Raw genomic sequence first — 15,747 nt, 5'->3', positions numbered from 1 at the left:
AGACGATCCCGGCGGCGGCGAAGGCCGCGAGGTACGGGGCGAAGGTGTGCATCCCGTCGGGGGCGACCGGGAGCAGGATGCGGACGAACCCGCCCCGCTTTCGTCGGCTGCGTCAGCCGATGTTCGGGCCGTTGTCGTTCGACAGGTCCAGGCCGAAGCGGGCCTTGAGCACCGGGGCGCCCAGGTCGACCGGGTTGAAGGCGAAGGAGCCCGTCGCGGTCAGGCCCGAGGAGGCGCCCCGCAGCGACCACGCCGCACCGCCGTCCGCGACCGCGTCGAGGTTCTCGTCGGGGGCACCGGCCGCCAGGTCCGCCCTGCCGTCCTTGTTGATGTCGAGCAGCCGGACCGATCCGCCGAAGTGGTCACCGGCCTCCGCCACGCCCGGCACCCCGGCCGAGTCCTGGTGGAAGGACTGCGAACCGGTACCGCTCAGTCCGCCGGAGCCGCCCTTCAGCAGCACCACCGCGCCCGCCCCCTTGGTCGTCTCGATGGCCTCGAAAGGCACACCCGCGGCCAGGTCGGCGTAACCGTCGCCGTTGACGTCACCCGCGCTGAGCCGGGCGCCGAACTGGTCGCCCCTCTCGCTCACCCCGGGCACGCCCGCGCTGTCCTGGGTGATCGTCTTCGTCCGGGTGGTGCTCGGACCGGACGCGGAACCGTAGTAGATCTTGATGGTTCCGGGGGCCGCGGGCAGCTCCTCCGTGATGCCGTTCGGGATCACCTGGGTGGCGAGGTCGTCCTTGCCGTCCTTGTCGAAGTCACCGACCGCGGTGGCCCCGGCGCTCGGGAGCGCCGTCGGCTTCGTGGACAGGCCCGTCGGGGTGCCCAGCCACAGCTTGCCGCCCTCGGCGTGGTTCTCGTACACGAAGAACGTGCACAGGTCGTCGATGCCGTCGCCGTTGAAGTCACCGGCCGCGGTGTTCGACATGTAGTTGTCCGTGCTGAACATGAGGATCCCCTGCTCGCGCGCCGGCTTCCCGGCCCGGGTGAACGGCCCGTAGAGCACGCTGCGCCGCTCCCCGTCGTCTCCGTTCAGCATCATCAGGTCCCTCGTCCCGTCGCCGTCGAAGTCACCGGCGGTGAGGTTGTCTCCGATCTGGTGGTCGGGCGCAGTCGGTATACGGACCGCGCCCTGCCCGGTGATGCCGCCGGCGCTGCCCCACAGCAGGACGACGGAGCCGTTGATGGCGTAACCCTCGCCCAGGAACCGTTCATGGGTGACCAGAGCGAGGTCGGTCAGCCCGTCCTGGTCGAGGTCCTCGGCGAACATCCGGTAGCCGAAGCCGTGATTGTCCCCGGGGGCCCCCGGCACGCCCGGGGTGTTCTGATCGATGACCGTGGTCTTCGCCGTCGTCAGACCCTGGGCCGAGCCGTAGCTGACGGTGACGTAACCGGCCCAGGAGTGGCCGGCCACCGTGGCGGCGGGGGCGGCGACGGCGAGGTCCTGATACCCGTCCCCGTTGAAGTCCTCCCGCACGGTGGTGGTTGCCGTTCCCCCGGCCGTGCCCGCGTGCGCGCCCCCGGGGGCCGCGGCGACGGCCGTGCCGCCGGTCAGCGCCGTGGCAGCACAGACGGCAACGGTCAGCATGGTGCGAATGCCCACAAAATTCTCCTTGGTCGCGTACGCGGAGCCAATGGCGTACGAGGTGTGAGGGCTCGCATGGGAGACACGTGCGAAGCGGAGAAGGTTGCCCGGCGAACGGAAGGTGAACTCGGCGCGCGGCCAAGGGAGTCGGGGGCGGCCGGTGGCCGCCCCCCGCGGCACTAGCGGCCGGCCAGCAGGGTGAGGGTGTCGATCACCCGGTTGGAGAAGCCCCACTCGTTGTCGTACCAGGCGGACACCTTGATGTGGCGTCCGTCGACCCGGGTGAGCTCGGAGTCGAAGATGGAGGACGCCGGGTTGCCGGTGATGTCGGCCGACACGAGCGGGTCGTCGGAGTATTCGAGCACGCCCGCCAGGGGGCCCGCGGCCGCTGCCCGGTACGCCTCCAGCACCTGATCGCGCGTCACGTCCCGTGCCACGGTGGTGTTCAGCTCGACGATCGAACCCACCGGGACCGGCACCCGGATGGAGTCGCCCGACAGCTTGCCGTCCAGCCGGGGCAGCACGAGTCCGATCGCCTTGGCGGCGCCGGTCGTGGTCGGCACGATGTTGACGCCGGCGGCGCGGGCGCGGCGGGGGTCGCGGTGCGGCCCGTCCTGGAGGTTCTGCTCCTGGGTGTAGGCGTGCACGGTCGTCATGAATCCGTGCTCGATGCCGGCGAGGTCGTCGAGCACCGAGGCCAGCGGCGCGAGCGCGTTGGTGGTGCAGGAGGCGTTCGAGACGATCGTGTGCAGCTCGGGGTCGTACGCGTCGCTGTTGACCCCGTACGCGAGCGTCACGTCGGCCCCGTCCGACGGCGCGGCGACCAGGACCCGCTTCGCACCGGCGTCGATGTGGGCGCGGGCCGCCTTCGCCGAGGTGAAACGGCCGGTCGCCTCCACGGCGATGTCGATGCCGAGCTCCGCCCAGGGCAGTCGCGCGGGCTCCCGCTCGGCGAGCACCTTGATGCGGCGGCCGTCCACGACGAGGGTGTCCCCGTCCACGGTCACCGGGCGGCCCAGCCGGCCGGCGGTGGTGTCGAACGCCAGCAGGCGGGCGAGGGTGGCGGGCTCCGAGAGGTCGTTGACGGCGACCAGGTCGAGGTCGCTGTCGCGTTCGAGCAGCGCGCGCAGCACGTTGCGTCCGATGCGGCCGAATCCGTTGATGGCGATGCGAGTCATGTGAGATGTCCCTTCTCTCTTCGCCCTCCACGATCGCGCTCGCCGCCCGCCCGGGACAGCGGCGCGATCGCCACGGTCCGCAAGGATCCCGCCAGCCGCACCGGGGGCGGGATGCCCCTATTCGCCCCGGGTGAAGGTGCGCCGGTACTCGCTCGGGGTGGTGCCCAGGATGCGCTGGAAGTGCAGCCGCAGATTCGCGCCGGTCCCCAGGCCCACATCGGCGGCGATCTGCTCGACGGCCCGCTCCGAGCGTTCGAGGAGTTCGCGGGCCATGTCGATACGGGCGCGCATCACCCATTGCATCGGGGTGTACCCGGTGTCCTCGACGAACCGCCGCGAGAACGTCCGGGGCGAGACCGCCGCGTGCCGGGCGAGCGCGTCCAGGGTGAGCGGTTCGCCGAGCCGGTGCAGCGCCCACTCACGGGTGGCCGCGAACCGCTCGCCCAGCGGCTCGGGCACGCTGCGCGGCACGTACTGCGCCTGGCCGCCGCTGCGGTAGGGGGCCGCGACGAGCCGCCGGGCCGCGTGGTTGGACGCGGCGACGCCCAGGTCGCCGCGCAGGACGTGCAGGCACAGGTCGATCCCGGAGGCGGCACCGGCCGAGGTGAGGACGCTGCCCTCGTCGACGAACAGCACGTTCTCGTCGACCCTGACCAGCGGGTACTTCGCCGCGAGCGCCCGCGTGTAGTGCCAGTGCGTGGTGGCCCGCCGGCCGTCGAGCAGCCCGGTGGCGGCGAGCGCGAACGCCCCGGTGGAGATGGCGGCGAGCCGGGCCCCCCGCTGGTGCGCGGCGACCAGCGCCTCGATCACGGCCCGGGGCGGGTCCTCCCGGTCCGGCCGCCGGTACCCGGGCACGAAGACGATGTCCGCCCAGGCGAGCGCTTCGAGCCCGTGGGTGACGTGGTAGGCGAGCCCGTCGCCCCCGGCCACCGGGCCCGGGGCCGCGCCGCACACCCGTACCTCGTACGGCATGCTCGCCCGGGTCGTGAAGACCTGCGCCGGGATCCCGACGTCGAGCGGCTTGGCCCCGTCGAGCACAAGGACGGCGACGCGGTGCAGACGGGAGCTGGGCACAGGCGCTGACATGGGCGCGAGCGTACGCGGCCGGGCGCCGGGCGCCGGGGGGCGCGCGGACGCGAAGCCGGCGCACACGTCGCGCCCGCCCGGCCGGGCCCGCTCAGTCGAGGCAGAACTCGTTGCCCTCGACGTCCTGCATGTTGAGGCACGACTCGTTCTCGCCGTCGGCGAGCAGCAACCGCCCGCGCTTGGCGCCGAGCGGGAGCAGCCGCGCACACTCGGCCTCCAGCACGGCAAGGCGCTCCTCGCCGACGAGTCCGGTGCCGACCCGTACGTCCAGGTGCAGCCGGTTCTTGGCGGCCTTGCCCTCGGGAACCTTCTGGAAGTACATCCGCGGCCCGGCCCCGGTGGGGTCGGAGGCCGCGAACCAGGTGTTCCGTTGCTCCGGCGGCAGTGAGGCGTTGTACGCGTCCCAGGAGTCGAACCCCTCGGGCGGCTCCGGTGCGACGTACCCGAGCACCTCGCACCAGAAACGCCCCACACGCTCGGGATCCGCACAGTCGAAGGTCACCTGGAACTGCCTGATCGTTGCCATGGGGTCACCCTAGAGGGGAGACCCGGCGCCGCTTCGAGGAGCGACAGCCGCGAATTCTTTGCATAAAAGTGCATCGCTGCGTATAGTCATGCCATCGACGAGGAGGCTTTCGATGGCGGTACGCGCAGCAGTGGCAGGAGCGAGTGGATACGCGGGCGGGGAACTGCTCCGTCTGCTGCTCGCCCACCCCGAGGTGGAGATCGGCGCACTCACCGCCAACTCCAACGCGGGCCAGCCCCTCGGCGCGCTGCAACCGCACCTGCGCCCCCTGGCCGGCCGCATCCTCCAGCCCACCGCCGCCGACGTGCTCGCCGGGCACGACGTGGTCTTCCTCGCCCTGCCGCACGGGCAGTCGGCCGCCGTGGCCGAGCAGCTCGGTGACGAGGTGCTCGTGGTGGACATGGGCGCCGACTTCCGCCTCCGGGACGCCGCCGACTGGGAGAAATTCTACGGCTCGCCGCATGCCGGCACCTGGCCCTACGGGCTGCCCGAACTGCCCGGCGCCCGCGCCGCCCTCGCCGGGACCAAGCGGATCGCGGTACCGGGGTGCTATCCGACCGCCGTGTCGCTCGCGCTGTTCCCGGCGTACGCGGCGCAGCTCGCCGAGCCGGAGGCCGTGATCGTCGCCGCGTCCGGGACCTCCGGCGCCGGCAAGGCGGCCAAGCCGCATCTGCTCGGCTCCGAGGTGATGGGCAGCATGTCGCCGTACGGCGTCGGCGGCGTCCACCGGCACACGCCCGAGATGATCCAGAACCTCAGCGCCGCCGCCGGCGAGCCGGTCACCGTCTCGTTCACCCCGACCCTCGCGCCCATGCCCCGCGGCATCCTCGCCACGTGCAGCGCGAAGGCGAAGCCCGGGGCCAGCGCCGAGACCGTGCGCGCCGCCTACGAGAAGGCGTACGCGGACGAGCCGTTCGTCGACCTGCTGCCCGAGGGGCAGTGGCCCGCCACCGCCGCCGTGTACGGCTCCAACGCCGTGCAGATCCAGGTCGCGTACGACGAGGCGGCCGGGCGGATCATCGTGATCAGCGCCATCGACAACCTCGCCAAGGGCACCGCGGGCGGCGCCCTGCAGTCCATGAACATCGCCCTCGGCCTGCCCGAGGACACAGGTCTTTCCACGATCGGAGTCGCACCGTGAGCGTCACGGCAGCACAAGGATTCTCGGCAGCGGGCATCGCCGCCGGAATCAAGGAGAACGGCAACCCGGACCTGGCCCTCGTGGTCAACAACGGTCCGCGCCGCGCCGCCGCGGGCGTCTTCACCTCCAACCGCGTCAAGGCCGCCCCCGTCCTGTGGTCGGAGCAGGTCCTCAAGGGCGGCGAGGTCACCGCCGTCGTCCTCAACTCCGGCGGAGCCAACGCCTGTACGGGCCCCCAGGGCTTCCAGGACACCCACGCCACCGCCGAGAAGGCGGCCGAGGTGCTGGGCGGCCACAACGCGGGCGAGATCGCCGTCGCCTCCACCGGGCTCATCGGCATCCCGCTGCCCATGGACAAGCTGCTCCCCGGCATCGAGAAGGCCGCGGCCGAGCTCAGCGAGCACGGCGGCGAGAAGGCCGCCATCGCCATCAAGACCACCGACACCGTGCACAAGACCGCCGTCGCCGGAGGCGAGGGCTGGACCGTCGGCGGCATGGCCAAGGGCGCCGGCATGCTCGCCCCCGGCCTGGCCACCATGCTCGTCGTGCTCACCACCGACGCCGACGTGGACGCCGCCGGGCTCGACGCCGCCCTGCGCGACGCCACCCGCACCACCTTCGACCGGGTCGACTCCGACGGCTGCATGTCCACCAACGACACCGTGCTGCTGCTGGCCTCCGGCGCCAGCGGGACCACCCCGGAGCCCAAGGAGTTCGCCGAGGCCGTCCGGACCGTCTGCGACGACCTCGCCCGGCAGCTGATCGGGGACGCCGAGGGCGCCTCCAAGGACATCCGCATCGAGGTCGTGAACGCCGCGACCGAGGACGACGCCGTCGAGGTGGGCCGCTCCATCGCCCGCAACAACCTCCTCAAGTGCGCCATCCACGGCGAGGACCCCAACTGGGGCCGGGTGCTCTCCGCCATCGGCACCACGAAGGCCGCCTTCGAACCGGACGCGCTGAACGTCGCGATCAACGACGTCTGGGTCTGCCGCAACGGCTCGGTCGGCGAGGACCGCGACCTCGTCGACATGCGCTTCCGGGAGGTGCGGATCACCGCCGACCTCGCCGCGGGCAACGAGTCGGCCGTCATCTGGGCCAACGACCTCACCGCGGACTACGTCCACGAGAACAGCGCGTACAGCTCATGACGACGGCGCGGAAGCACACCGCACTCCCGAAGGCGCAGATCCTCATCGAGGCGCTGCCCTGGCTGACCCGGCACAACGGCAGGACCGTCGTCATCAAGTTCGGCGGCAACGCCATGATCGACGACGAGCTGAAGGCGGCCTTCGCCCAGGACGTCGTCTTCCTGCGGCACGCCGGCCTCAAGCCCGTCGTGGTGCACGGCGGCGGCCCGCAGATCAGCGCCCAGCTCGACAAGCAGGGCCTGGTCAGCGAGTTCAAGGCCGGCCTGCGCGTCACCACGCCCGAGGCGATGGACGTCGTCCGCATGGTGCTCGCCGGCCAGGTCCAGCGCGAACTGGTGGGCCTGCTCAACCAGCACGGGCCGCTCGCCGTCGGCATGACCGGCGAGGACGCCCACACCATCACCGCCGTACAGCACCGGCCCACCATCGACGGCGAGCTCGTCGACATCGGCCGGGTCGGTGAGATCACCGCCATCGACACCGGTGCCATCCAGGCCCTGCTGGACGACGGCCGCATCCCGGTCATCTCCTCCATCGCCCGGTCCGCCGACGACAACCACGTCTACAACGTCAACGCCGACACCGCGGCCGCCGCCCTCGCCGCCGCGCTGGGTGCCGAGACCCTGATGGTCCTCACCGACGTCGAGGGCCTGTACGAGGACTGGCCCCACAGCGACGACGTGATCAGCCGGCTCACCGCCACCGAGCTGGAGAAGCTGCTGCCGGAGCTGTCCAGCGGCATGGTGCCCAAGATGCAGGGCTGCCTGCACGCCGTGCGCAACGGCGTCGAGACCGCCCGCGTCATCGACGGCCGGGTGCAGCACTCGATCCTGCTGGAGATCTTCACCGACGAGGGAATCGGCACGATGGTCGTGCCCGACGCGCAGGGGGAATCATGACCAACGCAGAACTTTCGCAGCGGTGGCAGCACGCGCTGATGGACAACTACGGCACCCCGAAGCTGTCCCTGGTCCGCGGTGAGGGCGCCCGGCTGTGGGACGCGGACGGCACCGAGTACCTCGACTTCGTCGGCGGCATCGCGGTCAACGCCCTGGGCCACGCCCATCCCGCCGTCGTCGAGGCGGTCACCGCCCAGATCTCCACCCTCGGCCACGTCTCCAACCTGTTCATCGCCGAACCGCCCGTCGCGCTCGCCGAACGGCTGCTCCAGCTCTTCGGCCGCACCGGCAAGGTCTACTTCTGCAACTCGGGCACCGAGGCCAACGAGGCCGCGTTCAAGATCGGCCGGCTGACCGGGCGCACCCACATGGTCGCCACCGACGGCGGCTTCCACGGCCGGACCATGGGCGCCCTCGCGCTCACCGGCCAGCCCAAGAAGCGCGAGGGGTTCTCCCCGCTCCCCGGCGACGTCACGCATGTCCCGTACGGCGACGTGGAGGCGCTGCGGGCCGCCGTCACCACCGACACCGCCTTCGTGATCATCGAGCCCGTGCAGGGCGAGAACGGCGTCGTCGTCCCGCCCAAGGGCTACCTGGAGGCGGCCCGGGAGATCACCCGGGCCACCGGCACCCTGCTCGTGCTCGACGAGGTCCAGACCGGCATCGGCCGGTGCGGTACGTGGTTCGAGCACCAGGCCCACCAGGGCGTGGAGCCGGACGTCGTCACCCTCGCCAAGGGGCTCGGCGGGGGACTTCCCCTCGGTGCCACGGTCGCCTTCGGCGCCGCCGCCGACCTGCTCGCGCCCGGCCGGCACGGTACGACGTTCGGCGGCAACCCGGTCGCCTGCGCCGCCGGCCTCGCGGTCCTGGACACCCTCGCCGCCGACGGCGCCCTCGACCAGGTGAAGCGGCTCGGCGAGCGCGTCCGGGAGAGCGTGGAGGCGCTGGGCCACCCACTGGTCTCCCACGTCAGGGGCTCCGGCCTGCTGCTGGGTATCGTGCTCACCGAGCCCCTCGCGCCCCAGGTGCAGCAGGCGGCTCAGGGGGCCGGCCTCCTGGTGAACGCGGCCACGCCCGATGTCGTGCGGCTGATGCCGCCGCTGACCATCGGCGACGCGGAGGTGGACGCGTTCCTCCGGGCGCTGCCGGGCGCCCTCGACGCGGCATACGGGGACGGACGATCCGGAGAGAAGCGCTCCGGAGAATGAGGCGACGACGATGACCGAGGCGCAGGAATCCGAGTTCGGCGGGCCGTCGGTGCCGCAGACCCGCACGGCGCGCCACCGCCGGATCGTGGACATCCTCAACCGGCAGCCGGTGCGCTCGCAGAGCCAGCTGGCCAAGCTCCTCGCGGACGACGGGCTGAGCGTCACCCAGGCGACGCTCTCCCGGGACCTGGACGAGCTGGGTGCGGTGAAGATCCGCAACACCGGCGGCGAACTGATCTACGCGGTGCCCAGCGAGGGCGGTTTCCGCACCCCGCAGGCACCGCTGGGCGGCTCCGCCAAGGAGGAGCGGATGCGCCGGCTCTCCGCCGAGCTGCTCATCTCGGCGGAGGCCTCGGCCAACCTGGTGGTGCTGCGTACGCCGCCGGGCGCCGCGCAGTTCCTCGCCTCGGCCATCGACCAGGCCGAACTGCACGACATCCTCGGCACCATCGCGGGCGACGACACGCTCATGCTGATCAGCCGTGACCCGGCCGGCGGGCAGGCGCTCGCCGACCATCTGCTGCGGCTCGCGCAGAACGAGCGCTGACGGCGGGCGCCGTCGTCAGTAGTTGGTGATCGCGGTCGCGCCCGCGACGGTGCCGATCGCGATGTGGGGGCTGCGGGCCGGGTCGGCCCAGGCCAGGATGCGGTCCATCGCGTCCGCCGGTACGGAGACGCAACCGGCGGTCGCGCCGCTCCCGTTGACGTGCAGGAAGATCCCGGCGCCCCGGCCGCGTACCGGCTTCTCGTAGTTGAAGCCGATGACGAGCGCGCGGGCGTACTGCGTGGGGTACGCGGTGATCTGCTCGGACTCCGAGGCCCGGCAGTCGGAGGGCAGCGGCTCGACCCAGCGGTTGTAGTCGGCGGCCTCGTTGTCCTCGCACCACCAGGACTTGGTGGTCGCCTGCCGGTACGAGTAGCGCGTCCCGGCGGGCGCGGCCTTGACCCCGAAGGCGTACGGCAGGTTGTAGAGCCCGGTGGGCGTCGTCCAGGTGCTCTGCCGGCGGGTGCTGCCCTCGGTGAGGCCCTTCGAGCCGAACCGTGCGGTGGCGGTCCCGGCAGCGGTCCACTTCCCGTCGCGCAGGTCCCACCAGGTGAGTGTGCCGGTGGTGGACGAGGTGCCGTTCGCCATGGCGGTGATCAGCTGGGTGCCGCCGCCCGTGTCGGCGAGCCGCATCGGCAGCGGGGCGGTGGCCAGCGGCGGCCGGCCGGCCCCGACCACGCCGCCGAGGGCCAGCAGGACGGCGGCGGTTGTCATAAGTCTTCGCATGCCAGGGACTTTAGGCCGTGGACGCCCCGAAAGCACTTCGGCAGCAGGGCAGTTCAGGGTGCGGGCCGCGGGAGCGGAAGCCCGGCCGCCCGCAGCAGCCGTCGTGCCGCCACCCGGGTGGCCCGGGGCCGGTCCGGGGCGTCGCGCTCACGCAGCCATGCGACGGGGAACTCGGCCGCGTGGGGGAGCAGGGCCCGGGTGGCCGCCCGGACGACGGCGGGTGACGGATCGTCGAGCAGCGGGCCCAGCCCCTCCCGGGTCACCGCGTCGAGCGCCCGCAGCCCGGTCACCGCCTGGGCGCGCACGGCCGGAACCGGGTAGCGGACCAGGGCCCGCACCGTGCCGGCGTCCGAGCGGTCGCCGCACTCGCCGAGCCCGGCGGCGGCGCCCGGTGCCGTGACCCCGTCGGCGCACAGCGCCCTGTACAGCGGCAGCGGATCGCCTCCGCCCTGGCGTACCACGTACCGGGCGCAGGCCCGCACCACGCTCGAACGGTCGGCCAGGTAGGCCCGCGCCTCGTCGTACCGTCCGGCGCGCCGCAGCGCGGTGACGCCGCCGCCCGGACCCGGCCGTCGGGGTGGCACAGGGCGAGGGCGGCCGCGGGTCCGGTCAGCGGGGCGTTCCGGTCCCAGCGCGGTGAGACCCCGCCGTGCGGGGCGTACGGGGGTAGGTCCTGGGGCGGCAGACGCCGCACCGCCAGGTCGAGCGCCACCCAGCACTCCGCGGCGTCCCGGTCCCCGAGCGCTTCGCGCAGCGGCACGCCGTCGGCCAGGTGCTCCGCCGTCGTCCAGGCGTCGTCCATGATCCCCCCAGGTGGTCCGGGGGAGACCGTACCGGCGGCCGGACGGCCCCGGCACGCGCTTTGACAAACCATGCAGTCGACTGCATAGTTATGCCTATCAATGATCGTGGCACTCCCGAGGAGCACGCAGTGAGCAACGGCAACGGCAACGGCGACGTACGTCTCTGGGGCGCCCGCTTCGCCGACGGACCGGCCGAGGCGCTGGCCCGGCTGTCCGCGTCCGTCCACTTCGACTGGCGCCTCGCGCCGTACGACATCGCCGGCTCCCGTGCCCATGCCCGCGCCCTCAGCAAGGCGGGCCTGCTCACCGAGGACGAGCTGACCCGGATGACCGCCGGGCTCGACCAGCTCGAAGCCGACGTGGCCGACGGCTCCTTCACCGGCACCATCGCCGACGAGGACGTCCACACCGCCCTGGAGCGCGGCCTGCTGGAGCGGCTCGGCCCCGACCTCGGCGGCAAGCTCCGCGCCGGCCGGTCCCGCAACGACCAGATCGCCACGCTCTTCCGGATGTACCTGCGCGACCACGCCCGCATCATCGGCGGTCTGATCGCCGACCTCCAGGACGCCCTGGTCGGCCTGGCCGAGGCCCACCCGGACGTGGCCATGCCCGGCCGTACGCACCTCCAGCACGCCCAGCCGGTGCTCTTCGCCCACCACGTCCTGGCCCACGTGCAGTCCCTGTCCCGGGACGCGGAGCGGCTGCGGCAGTGGGACGAGCGGACCGCCGTCTCGCCGTACGGCTCCGGCGCGCTGGCCGGGTCCTCGCTGGGCCTGGACCCGGAGGCGGTCGCGGCCGACCTCGGCTTCGAGCGCGGTTCGGTGGGCAACTCCATCGACGGGACGGCGTCCCGGGACTTCGTCGCCGAGTTCGCGTTCGTCACCGCGATGATCGGCGTCAACCTCTCCCGGATCGCCGAGGAGATCATCATCTGGAACACGAAGGAGTTCTCCTTCGTCACCCTGCACGACGCCTTCTCCACCGGCTCCTCGATCATGCCGCAGAAGAAGAACCCGGACATCGCCGAACTCGCCCGGGGCAAGTCGGGCCGGCTCATCGGCAACCTCACCGGCCTGATGGCCACGCTCAAGGCCCTGCCGCTCGCGTACAACCGCGACCTCCAGGAGGACAAGGAGCCGGTCTTCGACTCCTGCGACCAGCTGGAGGTCCTGCTCCCCGCCTTCACCGGCATGATGGCGACGCTCACCGTCAACCGGGACCGCATGGAGGAGCTGGCCCCGGCCGGCTTCTCGCTCGCCACCGACATCGCGGAGTGGCTGGTCAAGCAGGGTGTGCCGTTCCGCGTCGCCCACGAGGTCGCCGGTGAGTGCGTCAAGGAGTGCGAGCACCACGGCATCGAGCTGGACGAGCTGACGGACGAGCAGTTCGCGAAGATCTCCGAGCACCTCACCCCGGAGGTCCGCACCGTCCTCGATGTGGCCGGCGCCCTGGCCTCCCGCAGCGGGCGCGGCGGCACCGCCCCCTCGGCCGTCGCCGTCCAGCTGGCCGAGGTCAAGGCGGACCTCGCCGTGCAGCACGCCTGGGCGGACGCGCACAAGTAGTCGAAAACGCATCGCGGGCTACGTTGAGGGTAGGCGCGTCCTGCCCGACGACGAGGAGCCCGCGATGCCGTTCGCCCGACTTTCCGCAGCGACCACCCCCACCGCCCACATCGGCCTCGGCCTGGCCGCCGTCGGCAGGCCCGGCTACATCAACCTCCACCGCGACCGGGACCTGCCCGAGGGCCGCTCGCCCGACGCCCTGCGCGACCGTACGCACGAACTCCTCGACGCCGCCTACGCGCAGGGCGTCCGCTACTTCGACACCGCCCGCTCCTACGGGCGCGCCGAGGAGTTCCTGGCCGGCTGGCTGGACGCGCACCCCGAGGCGGACGACGTGGTCGTCGGCAGCAAATGGGGCTACACCTACACCGCGGACTGGGGTCTCGACGCCGAGGTGCACGAGGTCAAGGACCACAGCCTCGCCGCGTTCGAACGCCAGCGCGCCGAGACCGCCGCCCTGCTCGGCGACCGGCTCGACCTCTACCAGATCCACTCGGTGACCCCGGACAGCCCGGCGCTCAGCGACAAGGAACTGCACGCCCGCCTCGCCGAACTGGCGGCCCGGGGCGTCAGCGTCGGCCTCTCCACCAGCGGCCCCGCCCAGGCCGAGGCGGTCCTGGCAGCCCTCGCCGTCACGGTCGACGGCGCCCCTCTCTTCCGTACGGTCCAGGCCACCTACAACGCGCTGGAGACGTCGGCGGGGCCCGCGCTCGCCGAGGCCCACGCCGCCGGGCTCACCGTCATCGTCAAGGAGGCCATGGCCAACGGGCGGCTCGCGGGCGACCAGGCGCCCGCCGTCGTGCGGGAGATCGCCGACGAGGAAGGGCTCGGGAGCGACGCGGTCGCCCTGGCCCTGGTGCTCCATCAGCCGTGGGCCGGTGTCGTGCTCTCCGGCGCGGCCACCGTCGCCCAGCTCTCCGGCAACCTCCACGCGGCCGTCCCCGTCCTCGACGAGGAACGCCGTGCCCGGCTGGACGCCCTGGTCGAGGAACCGGAAGCCTACTGGCGCCACCGCGCCTCGCTGCCCTGGAGCTGAGTCGGCCCCGCCCGCCGCCCAGGGGCCGGACCGCTCACCCGAATGAGACGTTGATGTCTCATTCGGGTTAGCGTTGTCTCATGACTCTTGATCGTGAGCAGGTGCTGCGCAGCGCCGCCGCCCTGCTGACCCGTAGATCCACCGCCACCATGGACGAGGTCGCCAAGGCGGCCGGCATCGGGCGCGCCACCCTGCATCGGCACTTCGCCGGACGGGACGCCCTGGTCAGGGCGCTGGAGGAGCTGGGCATCCAGGAGTTCGAGGCGGCGCTGGACGCCGCCGCGATGGGCGAGGGCACGAGCGAGGAGGCGTTGCGCCGGTTCGTCGTCGCCGTCGAGCCGAGCGCCGGACTGCTCTCGTTCCTCGTGACCGAGAACCAGCTCTTCGAGGGCGACGACCGGAACACCGGCTGGGACCGGCTGGACGCCCGCGTCGCCGCCTTCTTCCGGCGCGGCCAGGAACGCGGCGAATTCCGCATCGACCTGACCCCTGCCTGGCTGACCGAGGCGCTGTACGGGCTCATCGGCACCGGGGCGTGGGCCGTTCAGGCGGGCCGGGTGGCCGCGCGGGACTTCCCGTACATGATCGCCGAGTTGCTGCTCGGCGGCGCACGCCGGAGCGTGGAGCAATGAGCAGCGTCGAAGAGCGCCCGGAGCCCCCCGTCGATCCGTACCGCCCCGGACGGTGGATCGCGCTGGCCGTCCTCGTCCTCGCCGTGCTGCTGGTGGCCGTCGACGCGACCGTGCTCGGCCTGGCGACGCCGTTCCTCAGCGAGGACCTGGAGCCGACCGGCACCCAGCTGCTCTGGATCGGTGACGTCTACTCCTTCGTCATCGCCGGGCTCCTGGTGTCGATGGGCAGCCTCGGTGACCGCATCGGCCGCAAGAAGCTGCTGCTGTGCGGCGCCACCGCCTTCGGCGCGGTCTCGGTGCTCAACGCCTACGCGCACACACCCGAGATGATGATCCTGGCGCGGGCGCTGCTCGGCGTCGCCGGCGCCACCCTGATGCCGTCCACCCTCGCCCTGATCCGCAACCTCTTCCACGACCCCCGCGAACGCAGCTTCGCCATCGGCATCTGGGGCGCGATGGCCTCGGCCGGCGCCGCCGTCGGACCCGTCGTGGGCGGGTTCCTCCTGGAGCACTTCTGGTGGGGGTCGGTCTTCCTGATCAACCTGCCCGTCATGGCCGTGCTCGTGGCGGTCGGCATCAAGATGATCCCCGAGTCCAAGAACCCGGCGCCCGGCCCCTGGGACCTGCCGAGCGTGGGCCTCTCCCTGGTCGGCATGATCGGGTTCGTCTACGCCATCAAGGAGATGGCCGCCCACGGCCCGAGCTGGACCTCCGCCCTGGTGGGCGTCGCCGGTCTGCTGGCGCTGATCTGGTTCGTACGCCGTCAGTTCCGGCTCCCCGCACCCCTGCTGGACATGCGGCTCTTCCACCACCGGGGCTTCTCCGGCGCGGTCCTGGCCGACCTGCTGACCATCCTCGGCCTGTCCGGCCTGGTCTTCTTCCTCTCCCAGTTCCTCCAGCTGGTGCAGGGCCGCGGACCGCTGGAGGCGGGGCTCGCCGAACTGCCCGCCGCCGTGGGCGCCGTCACCGCGGGCCTGCTGGCCGGCACGGTCGCCCGGCGTTTCACCGTCCGGGTGGTGGTGTCCGGCGGGCTCGGCGCGATCGGCGTGGCGCTGGCCGCGGTCGCCGCCGTCCACCGGGACACGGCCTACTACCCGCTGATCGGCGCGCTGCTCCTGATCGTGGGCGTGGGCGCGGGCTTCGCGTTCACCGTGACCTCCGACGTGATCCTGTCCAGCGTCCCCAAGGAGCACGCGGGCTCGGCCTCCGCGGTCTCCGAGACGGCGTACGAGCTGGGCGCCGCCCTCGGCATCGCCCTGCTCGGCTCCATCGTGACCGGCGCCTACCAGAACTTCACGGCCCCGCCCGGCACCCCGCCCGCCGTCTCGGACGCCGCGCACGAATCGCTCGGCGGCGCCGTGGAGTCCTCGCACCTGCTGCCGCCGCAGGAGGCGGCCGAGATGGTCTCCGCCGCCCAGGACGCCTTCGTCGACGGTCTGCACCTCGCCTCGGTCATCGGAGCGGCCGTCCTCCTGGCGACCGCGGTCGCCGCCTGGTTCCTGCTGCGCGGGCAGGAGCTGGAGGAGGGCATCGTGCACGAGTAGCCCCGGACCGGCGCATGCGAGAGGGGCGGCGACCGGACTGGCCGCCGACCTGCGTGGCCTCGGGCGGTACGACGAGGCGCTGGAGATCTCCGGCCGGGTACTGGCCGGCTACCAGGAACTGCTGGG

15 protein-coding genes are annotated in these 15,747 nt (G+C 72.6%); 9 read left to right on the top strand and 6 right to left on the bottom strand.

All coding sequences use genetic code 11. The features are described from left to right. Positions 1-112: 112 nt before the first annotated feature. The 4 genes from ABZ564_RS32000 to ABZ564_RS31985 all read right to left on the bottom strand — a co-directional run bounded on the left by ABZ564_RS32000 (position 113) and on the right by ABZ564_RS31985 (position 4,375). Positions 113-1,603, bottom strand: a complete 1,491-nt coding sequence (locus tag ABZ564_RS32000) for a hypothetical protein (RefSeq protein WP_360862908.1) — start codon at positions 1,601-1,603, stop codon at positions 113-115. 161 nt (positions 1,604-1,764) lie between these two features. Further along, a complete protein-coding gene (gene gap / locus ABZ564_RS31995) occupies positions 1,765-2,763 on the bottom strand; it encodes a type I glyceraldehyde-3-phosphate dehydrogenase (RefSeq protein ID WP_360862906.1) in 999 nt (332 codons plus the stop codon). A 117-nt stretch (positions 2,764-2,880) separates the two neighbouring features. Continuing rightward, positions 2,881-3,837, bottom strand: a complete 957-nt coding sequence (locus ABZ564_RS31990; protein WP_360862910.1) for a helix-turn-helix domain-containing protein — start codon at positions 3,835-3,837, stop codon at positions 2,881-2,883. 103 nt (positions 3,838-3,940) lie between these two features. Further along, complete coding sequence (locus tag ABZ564_RS31985; protein WP_360862904.1) at positions 3,941-4,375, bottom strand: VOC family protein; 435 nt, start codon at positions 4,373-4,375, stop codon at positions 3,941-3,943. Positions 4,376-4,487: 112 nt separating this feature from the next. On the opposite strand from ABZ564_RS31985, the gene argC reads away from it, so the two are divergent. From argC to ABZ564_RS31960, 5 genes are read left to right on the top strand one after another with little or no spacing between them, the layout of a single operon-like run. Beyond that, on the top strand, positions 4,488-5,516 hold the full coding sequence (gene argC, locus ABZ564_RS31980) for an N-acetyl-gamma-glutamyl-phosphate reductase (RefSeq protein ID WP_360862902.1): 1,029 nt from the start codon (positions 4,488-4,490) through the stop codon (positions 5,514-5,516). Beyond that, positions 5,513-6,667 carry a bifunctional glutamate N-acetyltransferase/amino-acid acetyltransferase ArgJ gene (argJ, locus tag ABZ564_RS31975; RefSeq protein ID WP_360862900.1) on the top strand — a complete coding sequence of 385 codons (1,155 nt, stop codon included), beginning with the start codon at positions 5,513-5,515 and terminating at the stop codon, positions 6,665-6,667. The genes argC and argJ overlap by 4 nt, the downstream gene beginning before the upstream one ends. Then, on the top strand, positions 6,664-7,566 hold the full coding sequence (argB, locus tag ABZ564_RS31970) for an acetylglutamate kinase (protein ID WP_360862898.1): 903 nt from the start codon (positions 6,664-6,666) through the stop codon (positions 7,564-7,566). Before argJ ends, argB begins: the two co-directional genes overlap by 4 nt. After that, entirely contained in the window at positions 7,563-8,774 is a 1,212-nt protein-coding gene (locus tag ABZ564_RS31965; protein WP_360862896.1) for an acetylornithine transaminase, read from the top strand. Before argB ends, ABZ564_RS31965 begins: the two co-directional genes overlap by 4 nt. 10 nt (positions 8,775-8,784) lie before the next feature. After that, complete coding sequence (locus ABZ564_RS31960) at positions 8,785-9,321, top strand: arginine repressor (RefSeq protein ID WP_136204397.1); 537 nt, start codon at positions 8,785-8,787, stop codon at positions 9,319-9,321. Positions 9,322-9,336: 15 nt separating this feature from the next. Here the strand turns inward: ABZ564_RS31960 and ABZ564_RS31955 are convergent, their stop codons facing one another. Together ABZ564_RS31955 and ABZ564_RS31950 are read right to left on the bottom strand one after the other, a co-directional pair. Next, on the bottom strand, positions 9,337-10,044 hold the full coding sequence (locus tag ABZ564_RS31955) for a L,D-transpeptidase family protein (protein WP_360862894.1): 708 nt from the start codon (positions 10,042-10,044) through the stop codon (positions 9,337-9,339). A gap of 53 nt (positions 10,045-10,097) precedes the next feature. Then, the gene (locus tag ABZ564_RS31950) at positions 10,098-10,628 is read right to left on the bottom strand and encodes a hypothetical protein (RefSeq protein WP_360862892.1); all 531 of its coding nucleotides are present in this window, start codon (positions 10,626-10,628) and stop codon (positions 10,098-10,100) included. A gap of 347 nt (positions 10,629-10,975) precedes the next feature. Between ABZ564_RS31950 and argH the strand changes: the two genes are divergently transcribed. The 4 genes from argH (at position 10,976) to ABZ564_RS31930 (ending at position 15,621) form a co-directional block, all read left to right on the top strand. Continuing rightward, positions 10,976-12,409 (top strand): argininosuccinate lyase, encoded by a 1,434-nt coding sequence (argH, locus tag ABZ564_RS31945; protein ID WP_360862891.1) that lies wholly within the window; start codon positions 10,976-10,978, stop codon positions 12,407-12,409. Positions 12,410-12,473: 64 nt separating this feature from the next. After that, a complete protein-coding gene (locus ABZ564_RS31940; RefSeq protein WP_360862889.1) occupies positions 12,474-13,445 on the top strand; it encodes an aldo/keto reductase in 972 nt (323 codons plus the stop codon). Positions 13,446-13,525: 80 nt separating this feature from the next. After that, positions 13,526-14,077: a helix-turn-helix domain-containing protein gene (locus ABZ564_RS31935; protein WP_360862887.1), complete on the top strand. Its 552-nt coding sequence runs from the start codon at positions 13,526-13,528 to the stop codon at positions 14,075-14,077. Then, positions 14,074-15,621, top strand: a complete 1,548-nt coding sequence (locus ABZ564_RS31930) for an MFS transporter (protein WP_360862885.1) — start codon at positions 14,074-14,076, stop codon at positions 15,619-15,621. Before ABZ564_RS31935 ends, ABZ564_RS31930 begins: the two co-directional genes overlap by 4 nt. Positions 15,622-15,747 lie beyond the last annotated feature (126 nt).

The organism is Streptomyces sp. NPDC019224 (assembly GCF_040632605.1).
Lineage (GTDB): Bacteria > Actinomycetota > Actinomycetes > Streptomycetales > Streptomycetaceae > Streptomyces.
This window is presented reverse-complemented; position numbering and strand designations above follow the sequence as displayed.

Bases quoted from the DNA above. Each gene is read 5' to 3' on its own strand.
- gap (WP_360862906.1), bottom strand. From the start codon at position 2,763: ATGACTCGCATCGCCATCAACGGATTCGGCCGCATCGGACGCAACGTG.
- ABZ564_RS31985 (WP_360862904.1), bottom strand. From the start codon at position 4,375: ATGGCAACGATCAGGCAGTTCCAGGTGACCTTCGACTGTGCGGATCCC.
- argC (WP_360862902.1), top strand. From the start codon at position 4,488: ATGGCGGTACGCGCAGCAGTGGCAGGAGCGAGTGGATACGCGGGCGGG.
- argB (WP_360862898.1), top strand. From the start codon at position 6,664: ATGACGACGGCGCGGAAGCACACCGCACTCCCGAAGGCGCAGATCCTC.
- ABZ564_RS31965 (WP_360862896.1), top strand. From the start codon at position 7,563: ATGACCAACGCAGAACTTTCGCAGCGGTGGCAGCACGCGCTGATGGAC.
- ABZ564_RS31960 (WP_136204397.1), top strand. From the start codon at position 8,785: ATGACCGAGGCGCAGGAATCCGAGTTCGGCGGGCCGTCGGTGCCGCAG.
- ABZ564_RS31955 (WP_360862894.1), bottom strand. From the start codon at position 10,044: ATGCGAAGACTTATGACAACCGCCGCCGTCCTGCTGGCCCTCGGCGGC.
- ABZ564_RS31940 (WP_360862889.1), top strand. From the start codon at position 12,474: ATGCCGTTCGCCCGACTTTCCGCAGCGACCACCCCCACCGCCCACATC.
- ABZ564_RS31935 (WP_360862887.1), top strand. From the start codon at position 13,526: ATGACTCTTGATCGTGAGCAGGTGCTGCGCAGCGCCGCCGCCCTGCTG.
- ABZ564_RS31930 (WP_360862885.1), top strand. From the start codon at position 14,074: ATGAGCAGCGTCGAAGAGCGCCCGGAGCCCCCCGTCGATCCGTACCGC.